At 43.4% G+C, this 16,123-nt stretch carries 14 protein-coding genes; 6 read left to right on the top strand and 8 right to left on the bottom strand.

The window, feature by feature from the left end; translation table 11 throughout:
* Positions 1 to 65: 65 nt before the first annotated feature.
* The 6 genes from B158_RS0104985 to B158_RS0104960 form a co-directional block, all read right to left on the bottom strand.
* Positions 66 to 1,448 carry a DUF1329 domain-containing protein gene (locus B158_RS0104985; RefSeq protein ID WP_018624263.1) on the bottom strand — a complete coding sequence of 461 codons (1,383 nt, stop codon included), beginning with the start codon at positions 1,446 to 1,448 and terminating at the stop codon, positions 66 to 68.
* A 19-nt stretch (positions 1,449 to 1,467) separates the two neighbouring features.
* Positions 1,468 to 3,381, bottom strand: a complete 1,914-nt coding sequence (locus B158_RS0104980) for a DUF1302 domain-containing protein (RefSeq protein ID WP_018624262.1) — start codon at positions 3,379 to 3,381, stop codon at positions 1,468 to 1,470.
* 354 nt (positions 3,382 to 3,735) lie between these two features.
* Positions 3,736 to 3,915 carry a hypothetical protein gene (locus tag B158_RS0104975; RefSeq protein ID WP_018624261.1) on the bottom strand — a complete coding sequence of 60 codons (180 nt, stop codon included), beginning with the start codon at positions 3,913 to 3,915 and terminating at the stop codon, positions 3,736 to 3,738.
* 30 nt (positions 3,916 to 3,945) lie between these two features.
* On the bottom strand, positions 3,946 to 4,902 hold the full coding sequence (locus tag B158_RS0104970) for a hypothetical protein (protein WP_018624260.1): 957 nt from the start codon (positions 4,900 to 4,902) through the stop codon (positions 3,946 to 3,948).
* On the bottom strand, positions 4,899 to 5,756 hold the full coding sequence (locus tag B158_RS0104965) for an ABC transporter ATP-binding protein (RefSeq protein WP_018624259.1): 858 nt from the start codon (positions 5,754 to 5,756) through the stop codon (positions 4,899 to 4,901). The genes B158_RS0104970 and B158_RS0104965 overlap by 4 nt, the downstream gene beginning before the upstream one ends.
* Positions 5,749 to 6,123, bottom strand: coding sequence for a GntR family transcriptional regulator (locus tag B158_RS0104960; protein ID WP_018624258.1), 375 nt, complete (start codon positions 6,121 to 6,123; stop codon positions 5,749 to 5,751). Before B158_RS0104960 ends, B158_RS0104965 begins: the two co-directional genes overlap by 8 nt.
* 288 nt (positions 6,124 to 6,411) lie before the next feature.
* On the opposite strand from B158_RS0104960, the gene B158_RS0104955 reads away from it, so the two are divergent.
* The 3 genes from B158_RS0104955 to B158_RS0104945 all read left to right on the top strand — a co-directional run bounded on the left by B158_RS0104955 (position 6,412) and on the right by B158_RS0104945 (position 8,865).
* A complete protein-coding gene (locus B158_RS0104955; protein WP_071989665.1) occupies positions 6,412 to 7,368 on the top strand; it encodes a YeiH family protein in 957 nt (318 codons plus the stop codon).
* Positions 7,369 to 7,392: 24 nt separating this feature from the next.
* Positions 7,393 to 8,295: an NAD(+) diphosphatase gene (gene nudC / locus B158_RS0104950; protein ID WP_018624256.1), complete on the top strand. Its 903-nt coding sequence runs from the start codon at positions 7,393 to 7,395 to the stop codon at positions 8,293 to 8,295.
* Positions 8,296 to 8,505: 210 nt separating this feature from the next.
* The gene (locus B158_RS0104945; RefSeq protein WP_018624255.1) at positions 8,506 to 8,865 is read left to right on the top strand and encodes a hypothetical protein; all 360 of its coding nucleotides are present in this window, start codon (positions 8,506 to 8,508) and stop codon (positions 8,863 to 8,865) included.
* Between the two features lie 7 nt (positions 8,866 to 8,872).
* Here B158_RS0104945 and epmA read toward each other — a convergent pair whose 3' ends face one another.
* Both epmA and efp read right to left on the bottom strand, forming a co-directional pair.
* Positions 8,873 to 9,823 carry an elongation factor P--(R)-beta-lysine ligase gene (gene epmA / locus B158_RS0104940; RefSeq protein WP_018624254.1) on the bottom strand — a complete coding sequence of 317 codons (951 nt, stop codon included), beginning with the start codon at positions 9,821 to 9,823 and terminating at the stop codon, positions 8,873 to 8,875.
* 572 nt (positions 9,824 to 10,395) lie between these two features.
* The gene (efp, locus tag B158_RS0104935; protein WP_018624253.1) at positions 10,396 to 10,959 is read right to left on the bottom strand and encodes an elongation factor P; all 564 of its coding nucleotides are present in this window, start codon (positions 10,957 to 10,959) and stop codon (positions 10,396 to 10,398) included.
* Positions 10,960 to 10,986: 27 nt separating this feature from the next.
* Between efp and epmB the strand changes: the two genes are divergently transcribed.
* From epmB to B158_RS0104920, 3 genes are all read left to right on the top strand, one after another.
* Complete coding sequence (gene epmB, locus B158_RS0104930) at positions 10,987 to 12,018, top strand: EF-P beta-lysylation protein EpmB (RefSeq protein ID WP_018624252.1); 1,032 nt, start codon at positions 10,987 to 10,989, stop codon at positions 12,016 to 12,018.
* Positions 12,019 to 12,145: 127 nt separating this feature from the next.
* Positions 12,146 to 13,918 (top strand): hypothetical protein, encoded by a 1,773-nt coding sequence (locus B158_RS0104925; RefSeq protein ID WP_033413843.1) that lies wholly within the window; start codon positions 12,146 to 12,148, stop codon positions 13,916 to 13,918.
* Between the two features lie 135 nt (positions 13,919 to 14,053).
* The gene (locus tag B158_RS0104920) at positions 14,054 to 16,123 is read left to right on the top strand and encodes an EAL domain-containing protein (RefSeq protein ID WP_018624250.1); all 2,070 of its coding nucleotides are present in this window, start codon (positions 14,054 to 14,056) and stop codon (positions 16,121 to 16,123) included.

Below are 16,123 nucleotides of genomic sequence, written 5' to 3'. Positions count from 1 at the left end.
TATTCTCTGGTTATTATTAAAGTGTAAAAAAAGCGGCCGAAGAAACGGCCGCTTGCATTGTCTAACTAGCGTATGCCTGCGCGACGTAATGCTGAAGGAGTGAAGTGAGAATCACTAAACTCAACTTTGAAGTTATACATATTTTCCTGGTTATCCAAACCGATGACCAAGTAACGACCTGATGGAAGATCGTAATATGCTTCAAGCGTTGACCACAAAGTTGGTACGTCATAGTAATTGACTAGATAAGCCATAGCTACACGCCACAACTCACCACGCTCGTCATACATTTCTTCAGCAGCAATCTGCCAGCTGTCTTCATCAATATAGAACACACGCTTCTTATATTGATGACGCGTATCTTCTTTTAAGTTTGCTTCTAATACCCATACACGATGCTTTTCATAACGAACCAGGTCAGAATTAATCACGCCAGGCTGAATGATTTCATCATAAGTTACTTCGTCTGAATGTAGCTTATAAGTGTTGTATGGAATATAGATTTCTTTCTTGCCTGTAATAGTCCAGTTATAACGATCAGGAGCACCATTGAACATATCGAAATCGTCAGTGGTTCTTAGACCATCAGAAGCAGTACCCGGGGCATCATAAGCTACGTTTGGAGCACGACGCACACGACGCTGACCAGTGTTATAAGTCCATGCTTTACGAGGCTCTTTAACTTGGTCCATAGTTTCGTGAACCAATAATGCAGTACCTGCCAAGCGTGCTGGAGCAGTTACGTTTTGGCGGAACAAGAACAGTACGTTACCTTCTTCCAATTTTTCTGGAGTCATATCTGGTTGATTGTATATGTGGTGTAGCTCATCTTTCAGCTTTACCAACACATAATCACCATCTGGTAATGGAGCAGCCTGGCCCACTTCACGCTCAACAGAAACACCACGATAACGGGTTATTGAGTTCCAAATTAGCTGCAGACCATTCTCCGGGAATGGAAAAGGAATCCCAATTGCTGCGCCCTTAATACCATTACCTTCCTGGATTAGTTCGGCACGAGTAGCATTTGCTTTAACTGCATCCAGAACATGTTGAGGATAAGATGCACTACGACGCGTTGGATAGATGTGCATTTTGAAACGATCTGGATAAGCCTTGAATAAAGCAATCTGACCTACCGTTAGATGTTCTGCGTATTGCTGATAATTAGATGCATCAATCGTGAAGAGTTTTTCATCACCTGCAAAAGGATCAGGATGGTGATCACCCTCCTGGTAACCTTCAGGTATCATGTCTTCGGTGATACCACCAGTCCAGGCTGGAATAGTGCCATCTTCATTACCTGCGCGAATAGAACCCATGGGTGTATAGATTTCTCCGCCTAATTGCGCAGCCTTTTCTTCTGATACTTTAGCGGATGCAACGCTCGTACACATAGCCGAAACGACTGCACCTGCCAATAACCATTTATTCATCACTTTAGTCATATCTTATACAACCCTTTTATTAAAACGAATAACTTAATGCTAGCGAGACGTGATCTCGGTCAGAAATCAGGTTTGCAGAACCACCACCGAAGTAGCTGTTATACGCAAAGTCCCACTTCCAGGCACTTAAGGTACTTAAACTTACCCCTGCTGATAATGACTTACGACCTTCCAGGAAGTTCGAAATAGGTGCAGGTGTGTTACCGCTCACGTCATGCTGGAATACGATACGTGGAGACATATTCCAACCACTGAATACGTTGTTGTAATCCCAGCGCATTGCCATACGGTAGCCCCATGAAAACTCATCAGCAAAACCGTTCTCAGTCATGCCTTCACATTCAGTTCTGATACGTTGACCGGTTGTTGGATTTGTAAAACCGCAAGGCGAAGTGCCTGTTGGGTCAAAACCAAATAAGCCATCAATTGTTCCGTTACCATTGTAGTCAATGGCACGATCTGGGTTGCCGGAACGGAAAGTACCCTCAGACTCAAATCGTAGCTCGTCTTGACTTGGCATATCTAAAATCTGGTTAGCACCCACTTCAACTAAGAATGCCGTCTGGTCAGAACCAAAAACCGGGCCCAGTAATGAAGTTACTGTCATCTGTGCCTGTACGGTGTCAAGCAAACGGTAACCTGAAATTTCTTCGCCTAAGCCTACGCCATTAGCAACCTGACTAGTTCCGCTTGGTATTTGACCAATTGGCTCAAGAGTTGCGAATAATAATTCAACATCATCAACCTGCAAAGGCTCATCTACACGGTAAGAAATCTCACCCGCTACAGATAAACCACTATCAGTCGCAGTATTGAAACTCAAGCCATACATTTGAATGTCTTCAGGATATTCAAGGAAACCAGTAACTACGCCCTCAGCATTAGCTGCATTTGCAGAAATAATTGGGCGGCGGTTGTGGTAATTCATGTAGTAGAAACCAAACTCGGTACCATATTCAGTGAAATATCCGACTTTGACACCGAACTGGCCTTGGTCATCAGCAAAACGTGTTTCATCACGTAATGCAACAGTACCTGGTTGACCTTCTGGGTATTGTGCAAAACCTAAGTGAACTTCTTCACCTTTCAGGCCTAAGAAGTCACGAGTAGAGAAATAGGTTCCTGGCTCATCAAACTTAACTTCTTCAAATTCAAATTGATAGAAAGCTTCCATATTCCAGCTTTCACTCAAGTCGAATGATGTCCAGATCATACTGGTCGGAATAAAAGCTTCTTTTAGCTCAGCACCTGGATTTCTTAAGGTTCTCAAATCTACTGGATTAGCTTCAGATAAACTGTGCTGGATAAAGGTACTTTCACCCCAGCTAACAACCTGCTCACCTAAACGAACCTGCATTACGTTGCCACTGTCGAACTCAAATGTTTTCCAGACATACATATCAAGCATACGAGCATCGTAACCCTGCTCTTCTCTTGCAGTATTTCTGCCATCTTGTCCGCCATAGCTATCGAGATTACGGAAAGGAAGCTCAGTGTCCATCAAAATACGGTCATAGTACCAAAGGCCTCGCGCGAATAAGCCCTGGTCGCCATCCTTATGACGAATGTCTAGTTCATGAACGCCTTTGATTACTTGTGAAAAGAAGTCACCTTTATCAAAATTTAGATTGCCATCGTCGGAGTTGTTAGACCAGGCTCCCGGAGGGACATCGCCTGAAAGATAAGCATTTGAAATTGGCTGTCCATTCTCAATTTGATAGAGATTTGATTTACCGACCAAGTTACGGTCTCGCTCTTCAACTCGTACACCGACACCTACCGATAAAGTAGTATCAAAGTTAACATCGTAATTTTCTGTGTCCCAATTGACCGCCTGACTGCTGGCAGCTGACACAGCTAATGCAACACCTGCTGCAATTTGAGATAAGCGCGTCATTGGAGAGCTTTTATGGTTTAACCCTGTATTTTTCATACAATTCCTTCCCCCATCGATAGGAATTAACTGTTCGCTGTAAACAAAAGTAAACGGAAGACGGTAAGACGTCATACCACTTATAAATCGCATACTATCAATAATTTCTACTTATAAGCAAGCAATATAACGATGGTAATTTGTCAACAAATTTTGCAGGTGTAACTTGGTAGCTGGGCAGGATTTTGCACAATAAACAGGCTATTTAGAGAAATAAGCGGGATATAGCTCGTCCATATTGTACAACTTTTGAGCAGGTGTGTATTTTGATTACTGGCCAATGTCAGGAAGGATAGCAAGATAGTCCTTCCTGTATATTAATTCTGTTGGCTCTATAAAGTCCGTTTATATCACTTACTTGAAGAAATTCTTGATACTCAAGTGGATTTTATTCACTGTCTCAAGCGAGTTGAGAACTTCTATCTCTGGTACCGACTGATTCCATTGAATGGCTACAATCGTTATCAGTGCTCCCATGCCTATGTAAAGGCAGGCTCTACTCAACCATTGAGTGCTTTTTTTGTTGTAAACCATAATCTATCTCCTTTGCTGCGTGATGGGCTCTTAAAGAGCCTCATCACGGTAACGTCTAATCATAATCGCGCCGACCACAAATGCTGCACCGACAACAATCCCTAACCATAAATCCATGTCCATAAGATGCTTACTAAAGCTTAAAGGAATCCAGTCCTCTTCGATGAAGTCAGCAGCATCACTTTCAATCACATCGCTAAAGTCACCTGCGATATTGGCCACTGGAGTAATATAAGCTGCCCAAATCATCACAAAGCGCTCGCCAATGTATGAAGCAACGTGAGCTGTGTTAGTGACGATACTTTCCGCGATAATCACAAGTACTACCGGTACTGTTGCAACCAGGAATGGCACTTTTTTAGTCCAGCTCGATACCAACAACAGGTAACCAACTATTGGGGCAGCCCACAGGGTCGCAACATAAAAGGCCTGTAACTGATAGAAAGCAATCACAAATAAGTTAGATGGCTGCCAAATATTGCTCCAGGCGCTGGCATCCGATACCCAGGCAAAAATAGTGGCTAATATCATTATTGCCAAAGTCGTAACCTGTAATATGACCCAGAAAAATAGCGGTGCCAGTAATATTACGGTGACTACTTTAGAAACCACCGTCATCGTGTCCGAGATCGGCATTGATTTCCAAAACAGAATGCTACGGTCCTTACGGTCATCGTATAGCGCACCTAAACAATAGAAGAAGCCAACGATTGCCAACACAAAGCCAAAGCTAAATATGCCGCTATACATGCCCATTTGAACACCGATTGCTTTTGCTCTCGGGTCTACACTGACATCGTATAACTTGAATAAGCTAGTCAAATCATGACTACCCACACCATTGATTTGTACATTACTGGTGCTGAATACAAAGACTCCAAGGAAGACACCAAATACTGCGATACCACCAATAATCAAGGGTACCCACTGTAGACCGGTCTTATTTTCCCAGTACTCTCTTTTTAATAAGGTCAGAAACGTTTTCATGCGGCCTCTCCTTTCATTTTGGCAACAAACAGATCGGCTACGCTCGGTTTGCGAACCTTACCTAATTCTTGAAGTTGCTCCTTAGCGATACCACTGAACAGACAAACCTTCTGTCCAAAGACTTCCCTGACATTCAGTGGCTTCATCGCTAAGGCAGCTTCCTCAAACTCCTTCTCAACCATTACTTCAAAATACGAGTCTGCAATAGCATCCATTGAGTCATCGAGCACGATTTTTCCGTCCTGGATAAATATCAAGTCACTTAATATGTGCTCAATTTCCTCAACCTGATGCGTGGTTATTATTATGGTTCTATTATCATCAAAATAATCGTTTAGCAGTTGCTCGTAGAATGATTTGCGGAACAGGATATCCAGTCCTAACGTTGGCTCGTCCAGAATCAACAAATCCGCATCAATTGCCATGATTAAGGCCAGGTGCAGCTGCACCACCATTCCTTTGGATAAAGACTTAACCCGGCTATTCCTTTTTATTTTTGTTTGTTCCAAGTACTTCTCACACAGCTCACGACTGAAACGAGGATGTACCCCCTCTACAAAGTCGATTGCCTGACTTACTTTTATCCAGCGAGGTAACACGGCCACATCAGCAATAAAACAGACGCGTTTCATCAATTCATCACGTTGCTTATGCGGATCCAGACCGAAAATATTAAGCTCGCCTTCGAAAGGTGTTAAACCTAACAGTGATTTTAGTAATGTTGTTTTTCCCGCACCATTTGGGCCAATAAGACCCAAAATACGTCCTGACTCTAACTCAAAGCTAACGTTATCAAGAGCTTTGAAATTGCCATATTGTTTATTCAATCCTTTGGCTTCAATGATATTACTCATGATCGCTCTCCTCAGCTTTAGTACGATTGAAGAGATCATCCAATGAAATCTGCAAGCGTTCGATTTTCTTTAACAGCGCCGGCCACTCTACAGTCAAGAACTGTTCGCGTTCCTGCTTTAATAACTTCTCTTTCGCACCTTCTGTTACGAACATGCCTAATCCCCTTCGTTTTTCTGCTAATTCACTTTCAACCAATAATTGATAGGCCTTGGATACGGTAATCGGGTTCAGCTGATATTCCGCTGAAATGTTCCGAACCGAGGGCAAGGCATCACCTTCCTGCAAGCTTCCATCAAGGATCATATTAAGGACCTTATCGCGGAGCTGCAGGTAAATTGGCTGTGTGTCATCCCAATGTATTTGCATATTTAGCTACCTGTTGGCAGTTACCCTTTGCTGTTTTGAGTTAAAAAACATCAAAATCAACATCTTAGCTAAGCAAGACAAGTTTTTTACGTTCAGTGTCTCGCTGACATGGTGTTATACTAAGATATAACACCGAATCTGTAAAACACTTTTTGCAAATTTTTTATCAAAAGGCTGTAACAAAGTGTGTATTAGGCTCTGCGAAGCCAACCATATTAAAGAAAGCTAATGAAGTGACTTACAAAGGCCTGTAAACTCTTGCCTTATGTTTTTCAGTTAATTATCAACGTGCAAAACTCAAAGTTATTCCCTTTCACACCAGCCAACATAGTGTTGCTTGTGCTTAGTCTGGCTTGTGTATTCAGTTTATTGCCTGCCAGTTATGCCTTGGCAGCGGGCCTGATATGGGGTTGGTTCTTTGCCGATCAGCAGGCTTTACCACTATCCAGCTGGGCCAGTCTGCTACTCAAGATAGCAATCGTTCTGCTGGGATTTAGCCTGCCCCTGGGAGAGCTTTGGGGAACGGCAAGAGATAGCTTTGTTTTGACGGTTAGCGTGATTGCTGGCGCACTATTACTTGGACTACTCATCGCCAAGTTACTCAAACTTAATAATCAACAGGGTTGGCTTATCAGTTCTGGGACAGCGATTTGTGGTGGAAGCGCTATTGCGGCTGTCGGTTCTTCAATAAAAGCCAATAGCCAGAATATGGTCATTTCCCTTGCCATCGTTTTTATCTTGAATGCGGTGGCTCTGTTTGTATTTCCTGCGGTAGGTCATTGGCTCGAGTTGTCGCAGAGTCAATTTGGCCTGTGGGCGGCACTGGGAATACATGACACAAGCAGCGTGGTTGGTGCTGCAGCAGTTTATGGCGAGGAAGCCTTAGAAGTAGCGACCACGACTAAATTATCACGCGCCTTATGGATTATTCCTTTGGCAATTGTTGCCTCAATCTCACAGCACTCGGGCAAGATAAAATTCAGCCTACCCTTATTTATTGTGTTCTTCCTGCTGGCCAGTGCTATTAGCAGCTTCCTCCTAAGTTCGGAGCTTATGGCGCAAGTAGGCACTTACATCAAGCCTGCGTCCAAAAACCTGTTCGCACTCAGCCTGTTATGGATGGGAACCAGTCTTAATCGTACCGCCATTAAGTCGATCCCCTTTCGTTCGATGCTGTTAGGGGTAATCCTTTGGCTTGCGGTCTCCATCAGCTCATTGTACGTTGTGATGCAGTGGTACTCATGACCCAATCTTAGGTGAAAAAATAGAATGTTTGCACTTCAATTTGACCAGCTCGATCGACAGGCTGAATTACGGGCTAACCCCTCTGAACTCCGGGCGCTGGCGAACCAGGACAATAGCTTCATTCTCCCTGTTTACCACCAGAAACTTCTCACTGGAGATAAGGGTTTACTTTGGCTCAAGTGGCATGAACTGCATAGTCAGGTTAATGAAATCCATGATAAGCATCTGATCTACCTGGGAAAAGTGACCATAGATGCAAGTCCTCATCATTTCTACAGTTATCGATTGGCTCAACCAGAACAGTTCATCCAACAGTTTCCAGGTACCGAGCTTAGAGGCTTGCGTGATCTGTTTCCAATTCTGGATGAAACTGAGTCTTATTTGGCCAATGTAGCGATTGGCATAGAGCACTGGCATAACACTCACCAATATTGTGGCTATTGCGGCCACACAACGTATTCCAAGCTGGCCGGTTTTGTCCGTCAGTGCAGTAACCCCAACTGTGCTAAAGAACATTTTCCTCGCACTGATGCCGCGGTAATTTGCGCTATCACTTTTCAAGATAAAATTCTGCTGGGACGGCAAGCCAGCTGGCCAGAGAACCGTTACTCAGTTATCGCAGGATTTGTAGAACCTGGTGAAAGCCTTGAGCAAGCAGTAGCGCGAGAGGCTGATGAAGAAGTTGGACTGGAAGTTACCAATATCCAATATTTCGGCTCTCAACCCTGGCCCTTTCCTCAATCATTAATGACTGGATTCACCGCAGACGCCACCCACTCTAATATCCGCTTAAAAGACCAGGAACTGGAGCACGCGGACTGGTTTTCGCGACAACAGCTTATCGATTTGATAGCCAATGACGAGCTTATACTTCCCTATCGCTACTCCATTTCCAGAGCTTTAGTAGAAAACTGGCGTCAGCAGTAAGTCATTGAAAATGTAAAAAGGAACACACTTTTCTGTGTATTTTTTAAACAATTGTTGACGACTCACCCTTTCTCAAGTAGAAATAATAGCAATCCTTATAACTGTCGCTTATCAAACAGTTGTACTCAGGAGATACAGGATGTTTAGGAAACCGCTGACTTTTTAGGTAAAGCCCAAGAGTCAGCAAGATTTAGGAAACAAGGAGTTCTTATGTCTAAGATCACGATCCTCGCTGGTGACTTCCCGAGCGGCAATGGTCACTTTTCATTTCGTAATTTCACCCTCCCCGGCGACAGCAATCACTATCTCTGCGAAACCGTTAATATTAATCAACTTGAGTCATTCAATCGGGTTAATAAACAGATGGTTACCATGCTTGGGGTAGGCGAACGAACTGAGCGAATGTTGGAAGACTTGACTCAGGATCATGTTCTATTTATGGCGCGCCTGAGGGATAAAAGACGTTTTGTCGGGCTTACTGACAGACGAACTTTCGACAAAATGATTCAGGCAAGACGTATTGAAGGCAATAAAAGTGAGGCTTTAACCAAAGCTCCTTCAGCGGCTTAAAAGTCTCTTAGGCTCGATCCCAGGGAAAAGCGATAACATCACAAATATTGTTGGTTGCAAGCTTAATCATCAACAGGCGATCGAGCCCTAAAGCCACCCCGGAACACTCCGGTAACCCGTGTTCCAACGCTTCAATAAAGTGTTGGTCGATGGCTATTTCTGGCAAGTTATTTTCTACCCGCCATCGATTATCAGCCTCAAATCGCTTTAACTGTTGCTGACTGTCTGCCAGTTCATAAAAGCCATTTGCCAGCTCTATCCCCTCGATGTATAGCTCAAAACGATGCGCAACTCTCAAATCTGTCTCTGAGATACGAGCCAAAGCCGCCTGGCTCTCTGGATAGTCGTAGATAAAACAGGCGCTGTCATTCAACCCTAGCTTGGGTTCAATCTTATCTTCAAACAGTAAGCTCAAATAATCATCCCGTTCCAACTCATCAGGAAGCAAACCAAGATTTGTACGGGCAAACTGCTCAAGCTCCTCATCATTAATGGATAAGGGGTCAATACCAAGGAATTTAATAAAGACCTGCTGATAGGAAAGCCTTTCTTGCTGCCTTTTCCCCAGCACGAACTCTATAAGTTCATACACCTCATCCATCAACTGCACATGATTAAAGCCAACGCGATACCACTCAAGCATGCTGAACTCGGGATTGTGCTTGGCGCCCATCTCATCCTGGCGAAATGCTTTGCATATTTGATAGATTGAACCGGAACCTGCTGCAAGTATGCGTTTCATGGCGTATTCAGGGGAAGTTTGCAGAAATCCGCGCTGATTGGAGCTAACCTCAGCGGTTATTGAACGCATATAGCGATCAGTAACTCCATGATGCGACAAGGAAGGAGTATCGACCTCTAGCACCTTTCGCTCAGCAAAGAATGCTCTGACTGTCGCCAGCAATTCAGCGCGAGCCTTAAGGTTTTGTAGTGATGCTGAGGGTTTCCAGTGGGTCATAGGGTTATATGATGGTATGTTTTTGGTCTAATCATTCTTGGTAAAAGGGACATTCATTTACTTTTTGAACTTGCCTTCTGTTTGTGTTTCGCCCCTCGGCGAGATCCTTTTCTTTGCACCACAGGCACTTCCTACGGTCGCTTGTCCAAAGAAAAGGAGCCAAAAGAAACGACACCCCGATATTGAGGCCACGCTTCGCGTGACTCCCTGCGCCACTCCCAAAATAATTGACGCACCAGAATTTACATCACATCTCCCTAAAGGGATTTCCTGCGGTCACTTTGCTGAAAATTCTTATCAAAATCATCTCCCTAAAGGGATTTCCTTCGGTCACAGATTTTGATTGCTATATTTTGTACGTGTCTTAGCTCAATATAAGGGGATTATTGGTGCTAAATTTAAGCTTTGGAACTAAATTTAGGCAACAAACTCTCTAACCTAATCATTTCTACCTAGCGCAGGGAAATTCTTGCTAGACAAGGCTTGCAGATTTTTAAATGGGGGGAGTTTAGATCGACTAAACGACCTTCTTTAAAAATCAGCGTAACGCAGTATAGCGAGGATTTAACAAGCTAGGCGCGTGAAACGTAATCGCCAGTCCTGGTATCAATTTTCAGTTTATCGCCAATATTGACAAACAAAGGTACTTTTACCACAGCGCCAGTATGCATGGTTGCTGGCTTTGAACCACCGCTTGATGTATCACCACGAAGACCTGGATCTGTGTCGGTAACTTCTAGTACTACGAAGTTTGGAGGAGTAACATCAATTGGGTTACCGTTCCATAAGGTGATCAGGCATTTGTCTTGCTCGATCAAGTAGACGGCTTTGTCGCCTACGGCATTTTTATCGGCGGATACCTGTTCGAATGTGTTTGGATCCATGAAATACCAGAATTCACCATCGTTGTAGAGGTATTCCATATCCGTGTCCATGACATCGGCAGTTTCGATGCTTTCACCTGATTTAAAAGTTTTTTCGACGGTGCGGCCCGTTAGCAAGTATAATACTTTAGTTTTACTGAAGGCTTGACCTTTACCTGGACGGACAAACTGGTTGTCGACAACCGTACATGGCTCGCCGTCTAGCATAATTTTTGTACCATTACGTAAGTCGTTAGTGGTAATTGTTCCCATGTGTTCCTCTGGATTTCAATTAGGTTTATGATTCAAAACTTGCAGATTCTACCGCGAAATGACTCATATTGGCAGGAGCGAGAGTGGAAAAAGTTGCTCGCAGGAGCGATTTCTTCTCCTTTTGAGCTCTTGTCACGGCTGGAGCTGTCACCTGAGCAACTTCCCTATTCAATTCTTGATGAACACCGCTTTATTCAAAAAGTACCTTCACCATTCATAAATAGAATGGAAATTGGAAACCCCAACGATCCTCTGTTACGTCAGGTGCTGGCTTTGAACGAGGAAAACAATTCGGCGGAGGGTTTTGTTTCTGATCCTTTACAGGAGCAGAAATCTAATATTCCAGGCCTGCTTCACAAATATCGATCACGCGTTCTGGTCATGCTGTCGACGGCCTGTGCTATTAATTGTCGCTACTGCTTCCGCCGCGAGTTTCCCTATGAGGAACATCAGACTGGGCGCGATGGATGGCCTGCAATTTTTGATTATCTGCGAGATCATCCTGAAATCAATGAAGTCATTCTTAGTGGTGGCGACCCTCTAGCCGTCAGTGATGCCTATCTCAATGATTTTATCCAGCAGCTAAGCTCAATATCTTCTGTTATCAGATTGAGAATCCATACTCGGCTTCCGGTGGTCATTCCACAGCGAGTGACGCAGGGCTTCATTGACGCCGTAACTCAAAGCCGCCTGCAAACTGTTTTGGTCTTACACATCAATCACCCGAATGAAATTGATGAACTTTTTTCCCGGTCGATGTCCAGAATCCACAAAGCTGGAGTCAGCCTCCTAAATCAAAGTGTACTTTTGAAAGAAATTAACGACAACAGCCAGATCTTAGCCGAACTTAGCGAAAAACTGTTTGCTAGCCATATATTGCCCTATTATCTGCATCAGCTGGATAAAGTCAGTGGCGCACATCATTTTCTGGTATCGGATCGGCAGGCAAAAATCATTATGCAGGAACTCCATCAAAAGGTTGCCGGTTTTCTGGTTCCAACACTGGTTCGCGAGGAAGCCGGAAAGGCCAGCAAAAGCCCTTTGGATCTAGGTTTTTAGCTTTAAATAATCAAAGACTTAGTAACAAATAAAACTGGCGCTTATTGCACCTATTCGCTAATATAAAAGCAATAACTTCTAAAGATAATAATACTAGTTTGCCTAGTATCAGGCTAAGGAGAATGGAGTGGCCTTAACTCAAGGACAATTGGGGCTCACAGTACGAGTCAGAAACGATTCCATGGTGGCGGATATTCCTGCCAGCGTGAAAGCTGCAGAACATTGGTTGGAAAATCTGCCAATTGCTGACATGGGTGAAACAGCTTCCAAAATTTTCCATTATCTGTATGACCTCAACCAATCACCTTTAGCTCCTAAAGAACGCCTACAAATTCTTGAAGCGGTTGTTCCAACCTGTGAAACCTTAATTGACTCCCTGTCAGAGATCTATGTTCACAGTCCGCTGAAATATTCACAGAAACTACAATCTGCCTCTGAGCTGGTACATGCTTTGGCGTCTGAACTTGTGTTTGGCTTTAACGCAGTCATTGAAGACATTAACTTAAACCCACAACTACTGGAAAAGTATAACAAGACCATACTTCCGGCGGCATGCGCGAATGCATTGCACTATCTGGGTGAAATACAACTACAACGCTATCAATTATATAAATCCGTCGGTGGCAAAATTTGGCGTCAACAAAATATCATTTTCAAGTTGGCCTCGGCTAATGATTTTCTGGAGCATAGACTTAAAAAATCATCAATGCCACTCGTAAGCGTCAAGAAACAACTGCTTATCAACTTGACGCTCTCTATCTGTAATCCATATCAGATGAAACATGGCGAAGCCAGTGCGGTTTATGAGTCATTAAAGGTTTTGGCAAACTACATTGAACTTGTACCAGGTACCAACAGCAATACACTGTTTGCCTATTTACCGGAAACGGAAATCCCTCCACAGCCAGCAAACGCCATCGAGAATGAATCACAGCAAAAATTTGGCATTGATTTAACTCAGGCCATTGCCATGCTTGAAAACAGCATGATGGAAAAAAGAAGCGGCTTCCTGTCCAGATTCAAAAAAACCGCAGAAATATCGCTGGACGAAGACTTAAAAGCACAGGTTCTAGAAAGTTGGAATACGGTAAAAACACGGAATTTCATTCGTATCAATTCAAACGAAAGCACGCAGGTCGCAGTTGGTTTAGCGGGCTCTCATCATTTTCTAGTTGAAAAAGACGGCAAGGCACTGCACGACCGTTTCTATGGAACAACGAAAAAAACCAAGGCCTTTCAGGTTGAGTCTCTGCAACTTCAGCAGGAAGAAAGCCAGCACGGTTTCGTCTGGAAACAATCTCGTCCAAGGGGCATGGATATTCAAGACAAACGCACTACTGAAGATGCCTTCGCCTCAATTTATAAGCCTCGTACATTTGATCAGCGCAAGCTAGAAAAAGAAGATCACCCATATAAAGAATTAAAGACACGAGCCAAATTTGAGTGGATCAACGGTGTCGTCAAAGATGTCAGTCCGGCAGGATTCTGTGTGGCATTTGAAAAAGCACCATCACAATATGCAGAAACTAATGAGCTGGTGACGGTAAAGAATTTCAAAAACGGCAAGGAAATGTATAACCTTGGCCTTATCCGCTGGAATCGCTGGCAGGGCCATGATGTGTTCCTGATTGGAGTAGAGCTGATTTCTCCGGAAGCAATGCCTGTTCGAGCAACCCTTGACTGGGATTACGCAAAACCGGCATACCATCATAACGGATTACTGCTACCTGAAATGCCTAACGCAGGTATTGATTCAAGCCTGATATTGCCACCTCTTGGCTATCGCTCAGGCCAGACAGTCGCTATTATGACTCCTGAAGAAGAGTATAAGGTAGAACTAACACGCAAAGTAATTGAAACAGATAATTTTATTCAGTTTCATTATCGACAAAAACTTTAGCTAACAAACATCCCAAAATAGATTTCCATGGGACTTGGGAAACAATCCAGGTTAATGTTAAATTTGTGGGGCAGTTAAATCATTTTCTAAAAAAAGCGGATACCATAAGGGATCCTCAAGGTAACTCGATTTGTGATGAAAAAACAGAGCAATAATTCACCAATAAACACCCTGATTTTCTCTAGCTCAGCCAATGAGAGTGAGCAGCTTGCAAGCCATTTGAAAAATCAGGGGCTTCCTATTCGCCACCAGGTTGTTGCCAACAGTGAGCAGCTCAAGGCTGCCATTGACGACAAACAGTGGCAACAAGCTATATTCATTGACGAGCTTGATAACCTGCCCATTCAGCAAGCTCTTACTTTGTTGAAAACCCAGAAGCAATCAGTGCCAGCAATTCTCCTGAGCAGTAATTACTCTGAAGAGCAGCGTTTTGACGCAATTGCAAAAGGCGTTAAAGACTGCATCCCAAGTAGTGCCAAAGATTTGCTGACATTGTTGATAAAACGTGAGCAATTATTAGTCAATGCCGAAGTAAAAGTTGCTGAGTCAACTAAGATGGTTTCAGAGACCTCTAAACGGAATCAGTTACTGCTTGAAAGCTCAAAAGATGCAATTGCCTATATCCATGATGGGATGCATATTTATACCAACCCAACATACCTTGATCGCTTCGGTTATGAAGAAGATGACATTATTGTTATGACCATCATGGATTTGATTGACTCTGATGATACCGACAAAATCAAATCTCTTCTAAAAGATCAGGCTAAGAGTGGCGAAGAAGTTAAGCAAGTTCTTAAAGGCAAGAATGCGAATGGAGAGATCTTCGAAGCCGAATTTATTGTCTCTTCCGCAATTTACGATGACGAGCATTGTGTTCAGCTAGTCGTGCGTGAAGTCAGCGACCAAACTGAATTACTGAAAAAACTTAAAGAAGTCAGCGAGATTGATCAGGTTACCGGTATTTTCAATCGTCCAGCCTTCATGAGCAGGCTGAAAACTATTACCGAAAAGTCACGGGACACAAAAACAAACACAGTTCTCTACCTGGTCGAAATCGATAAGTTCTCGAAATACCGCTCTGAATACGGGATTGCTGCCTGCGATGACCTGCTGAAAGATATTGCCGACTGGATGAAGTCACATATCAGCAATAGCTCTGTTGTAGCAAGAATTAGCGATAGTAGCTTTGGTGTCATACTGTCAGAAAAAGGCCTTACTCCAAGCGAATTACCTAAAAAGCTTCTCGCGGAAATTGGCTCGCACCTGTTTGAAGTGTCAGAGCAAACCCTACACATCAGCTTTAGTATCGGCGGTGTTACCTGTCACGATAATGATCTTGATCCTGATAAGTTGGTATTGCATGCGACAGCAGTAAGCCACAAGGTTCAGGATGCTGGTGGTAATGGTTTTGAGCTATTCAACCCATCGATTGATAGTTTATTAACTGAAGAAGAAAAAGTACTTTACGATGAGTTTGTTCAGGCTAGAGATGAAGGTCATATGACCCTCTTCTACCAGCCCATGATGAGCTTACAGGGCAGTCCGGATCAACAGTACATCTGCTACTTCCGCTACAAAATGCAGGATGGGAAATGGGGCTTAGGGAAAAATATATTCCCGATTTTTGAAAAGGTTGGTATCGATGCCGATATCGACAAAATCACCTTTACTCACAGCTTAAAAATGCTTGCTAAAGAAAAGGCTGAAGGTAAGCAAACCAAGCTATTCCTGACTCTTCACCCTAATACACTGCTGCGCGAAGATGCCAGTCGCTGGGTTCGCCAAAGCATCGCAAAGGCTGGTATAGACAGCAACAGTCTAATATTGACTCTGAAAAGTCACTTTGCAGCTACTTACCTAAAAAAAGCCATCGAATTACGAGATATTTTCAACAAAGATGGTATTAGGTTCTGTTTATCAGGTGTACAGGCAGATGAACTTGAATTGATTCAATCAATTCGCCCTAACTATGTAGCCTTTGATGGCCAAATGATTGAAGTTCTTAAGCAGCAGGGAACCGACAAGATCGTACCTTTAATCCAAGCCGCGCATAGTGTGGAAGCCAAGGCTATTATCACTAACCTGGAAGAAGCCTCGTCATTAGCTCAAATTTGGCCACTGGGTGTCGATTTTGTAACGGGTAACTACATATCGAAACCTATGTCTAAGCTAAATTATGACTTTGCGGATAACGACTTCTAA

This window comes from Kangiella aquimarina DSM 16071 (assembly GCF_000374105.1).
Taxonomy (GTDB): Bacteria; Pseudomonadota; Gammaproteobacteria; order Enterobacterales; family Kangiellaceae; genus Kangiella; species Kangiella aquimarina.
This window is presented reverse-complemented; position numbering and strand designations above follow the sequence as displayed.

What these genes read in the sequence shown, in the direction of transcription:
- B158_RS0104985 (WP_018624263.1), bottom strand. Translation starts at nt 1,448, where the DNA reads ATGACTAAAGTGATGAATAAATGGTTATTGGCAGGTGCAGTCGTTTCG.
- B158_RS0104980 (WP_018624262.1), bottom strand. Translation starts at nt 3,381, where the DNA reads ATGAAAAATACAGGGTTAAACCATAAAAGCTCTCCAATGACGCGCTTA.
- B158_RS0104975 (WP_018624261.1), bottom strand. Translation starts at nt 3,915, where the DNA reads ATGGTTTACAACAAAAAAAGCACTCAATGGTTGAGTAGAGCCTGCCTT.
- B158_RS0104970 (WP_018624260.1), bottom strand. Translation starts at nt 4,902, where the DNA reads ATGAAAACGTTTCTGACCTTATTAAAAAGAGAGTACTGGGAAAATAAG.
- B158_RS0104965 (WP_018624259.1), bottom strand. Translation starts at nt 5,756, where the DNA reads ATGAGTAATATCATTGAAGCCAAAGGATTGAATAAACAATATGGCAAT.
- B158_RS0104960 (WP_018624258.1), bottom strand. Translation starts at nt 6,123, where the DNA reads ATGCAAATACATTGGGATGACACACAGCCAATTTACCTGCAGCTCCGC.
- nudC (WP_018624256.1), top strand. Translation starts at nt 7,393, where the DNA reads ATGTTTGCACTTCAATTTGACCAGCTCGATCGACAGGCTGAATTACGG.
- B158_RS0104945 (WP_018624255.1), top strand. Translation starts at nt 8,506, where the DNA reads ATGTCTAAGATCACGATCCTCGCTGGTGACTTCCCGAGCGGCAATGGT.
- epmA (WP_018624254.1), bottom strand. Translation starts at nt 9,823, where the DNA reads ATGACCCACTGGAAACCCTCAGCATCACTACAAAACCTTAAGGCTCGC.
- efp (WP_018624253.1), bottom strand. Translation starts at nt 10,959, where the DNA reads ATGGGAACAATTACCACTAACGACTTACGTAATGGTACAAAAATTATG.
- epmB (WP_018624252.1), top strand. Translation starts at nt 10,987, where the DNA reads ATGATTCAAAACTTGCAGATTCTACCGCGAAATGACTCATATTGGCAG.
- B158_RS0104920 (WP_018624250.1), top strand. Translation starts at nt 14,054, where the DNA reads ATGAAAAAACAGAGCAATAATTCACCAATAAACACCCTGATTTTCTCT.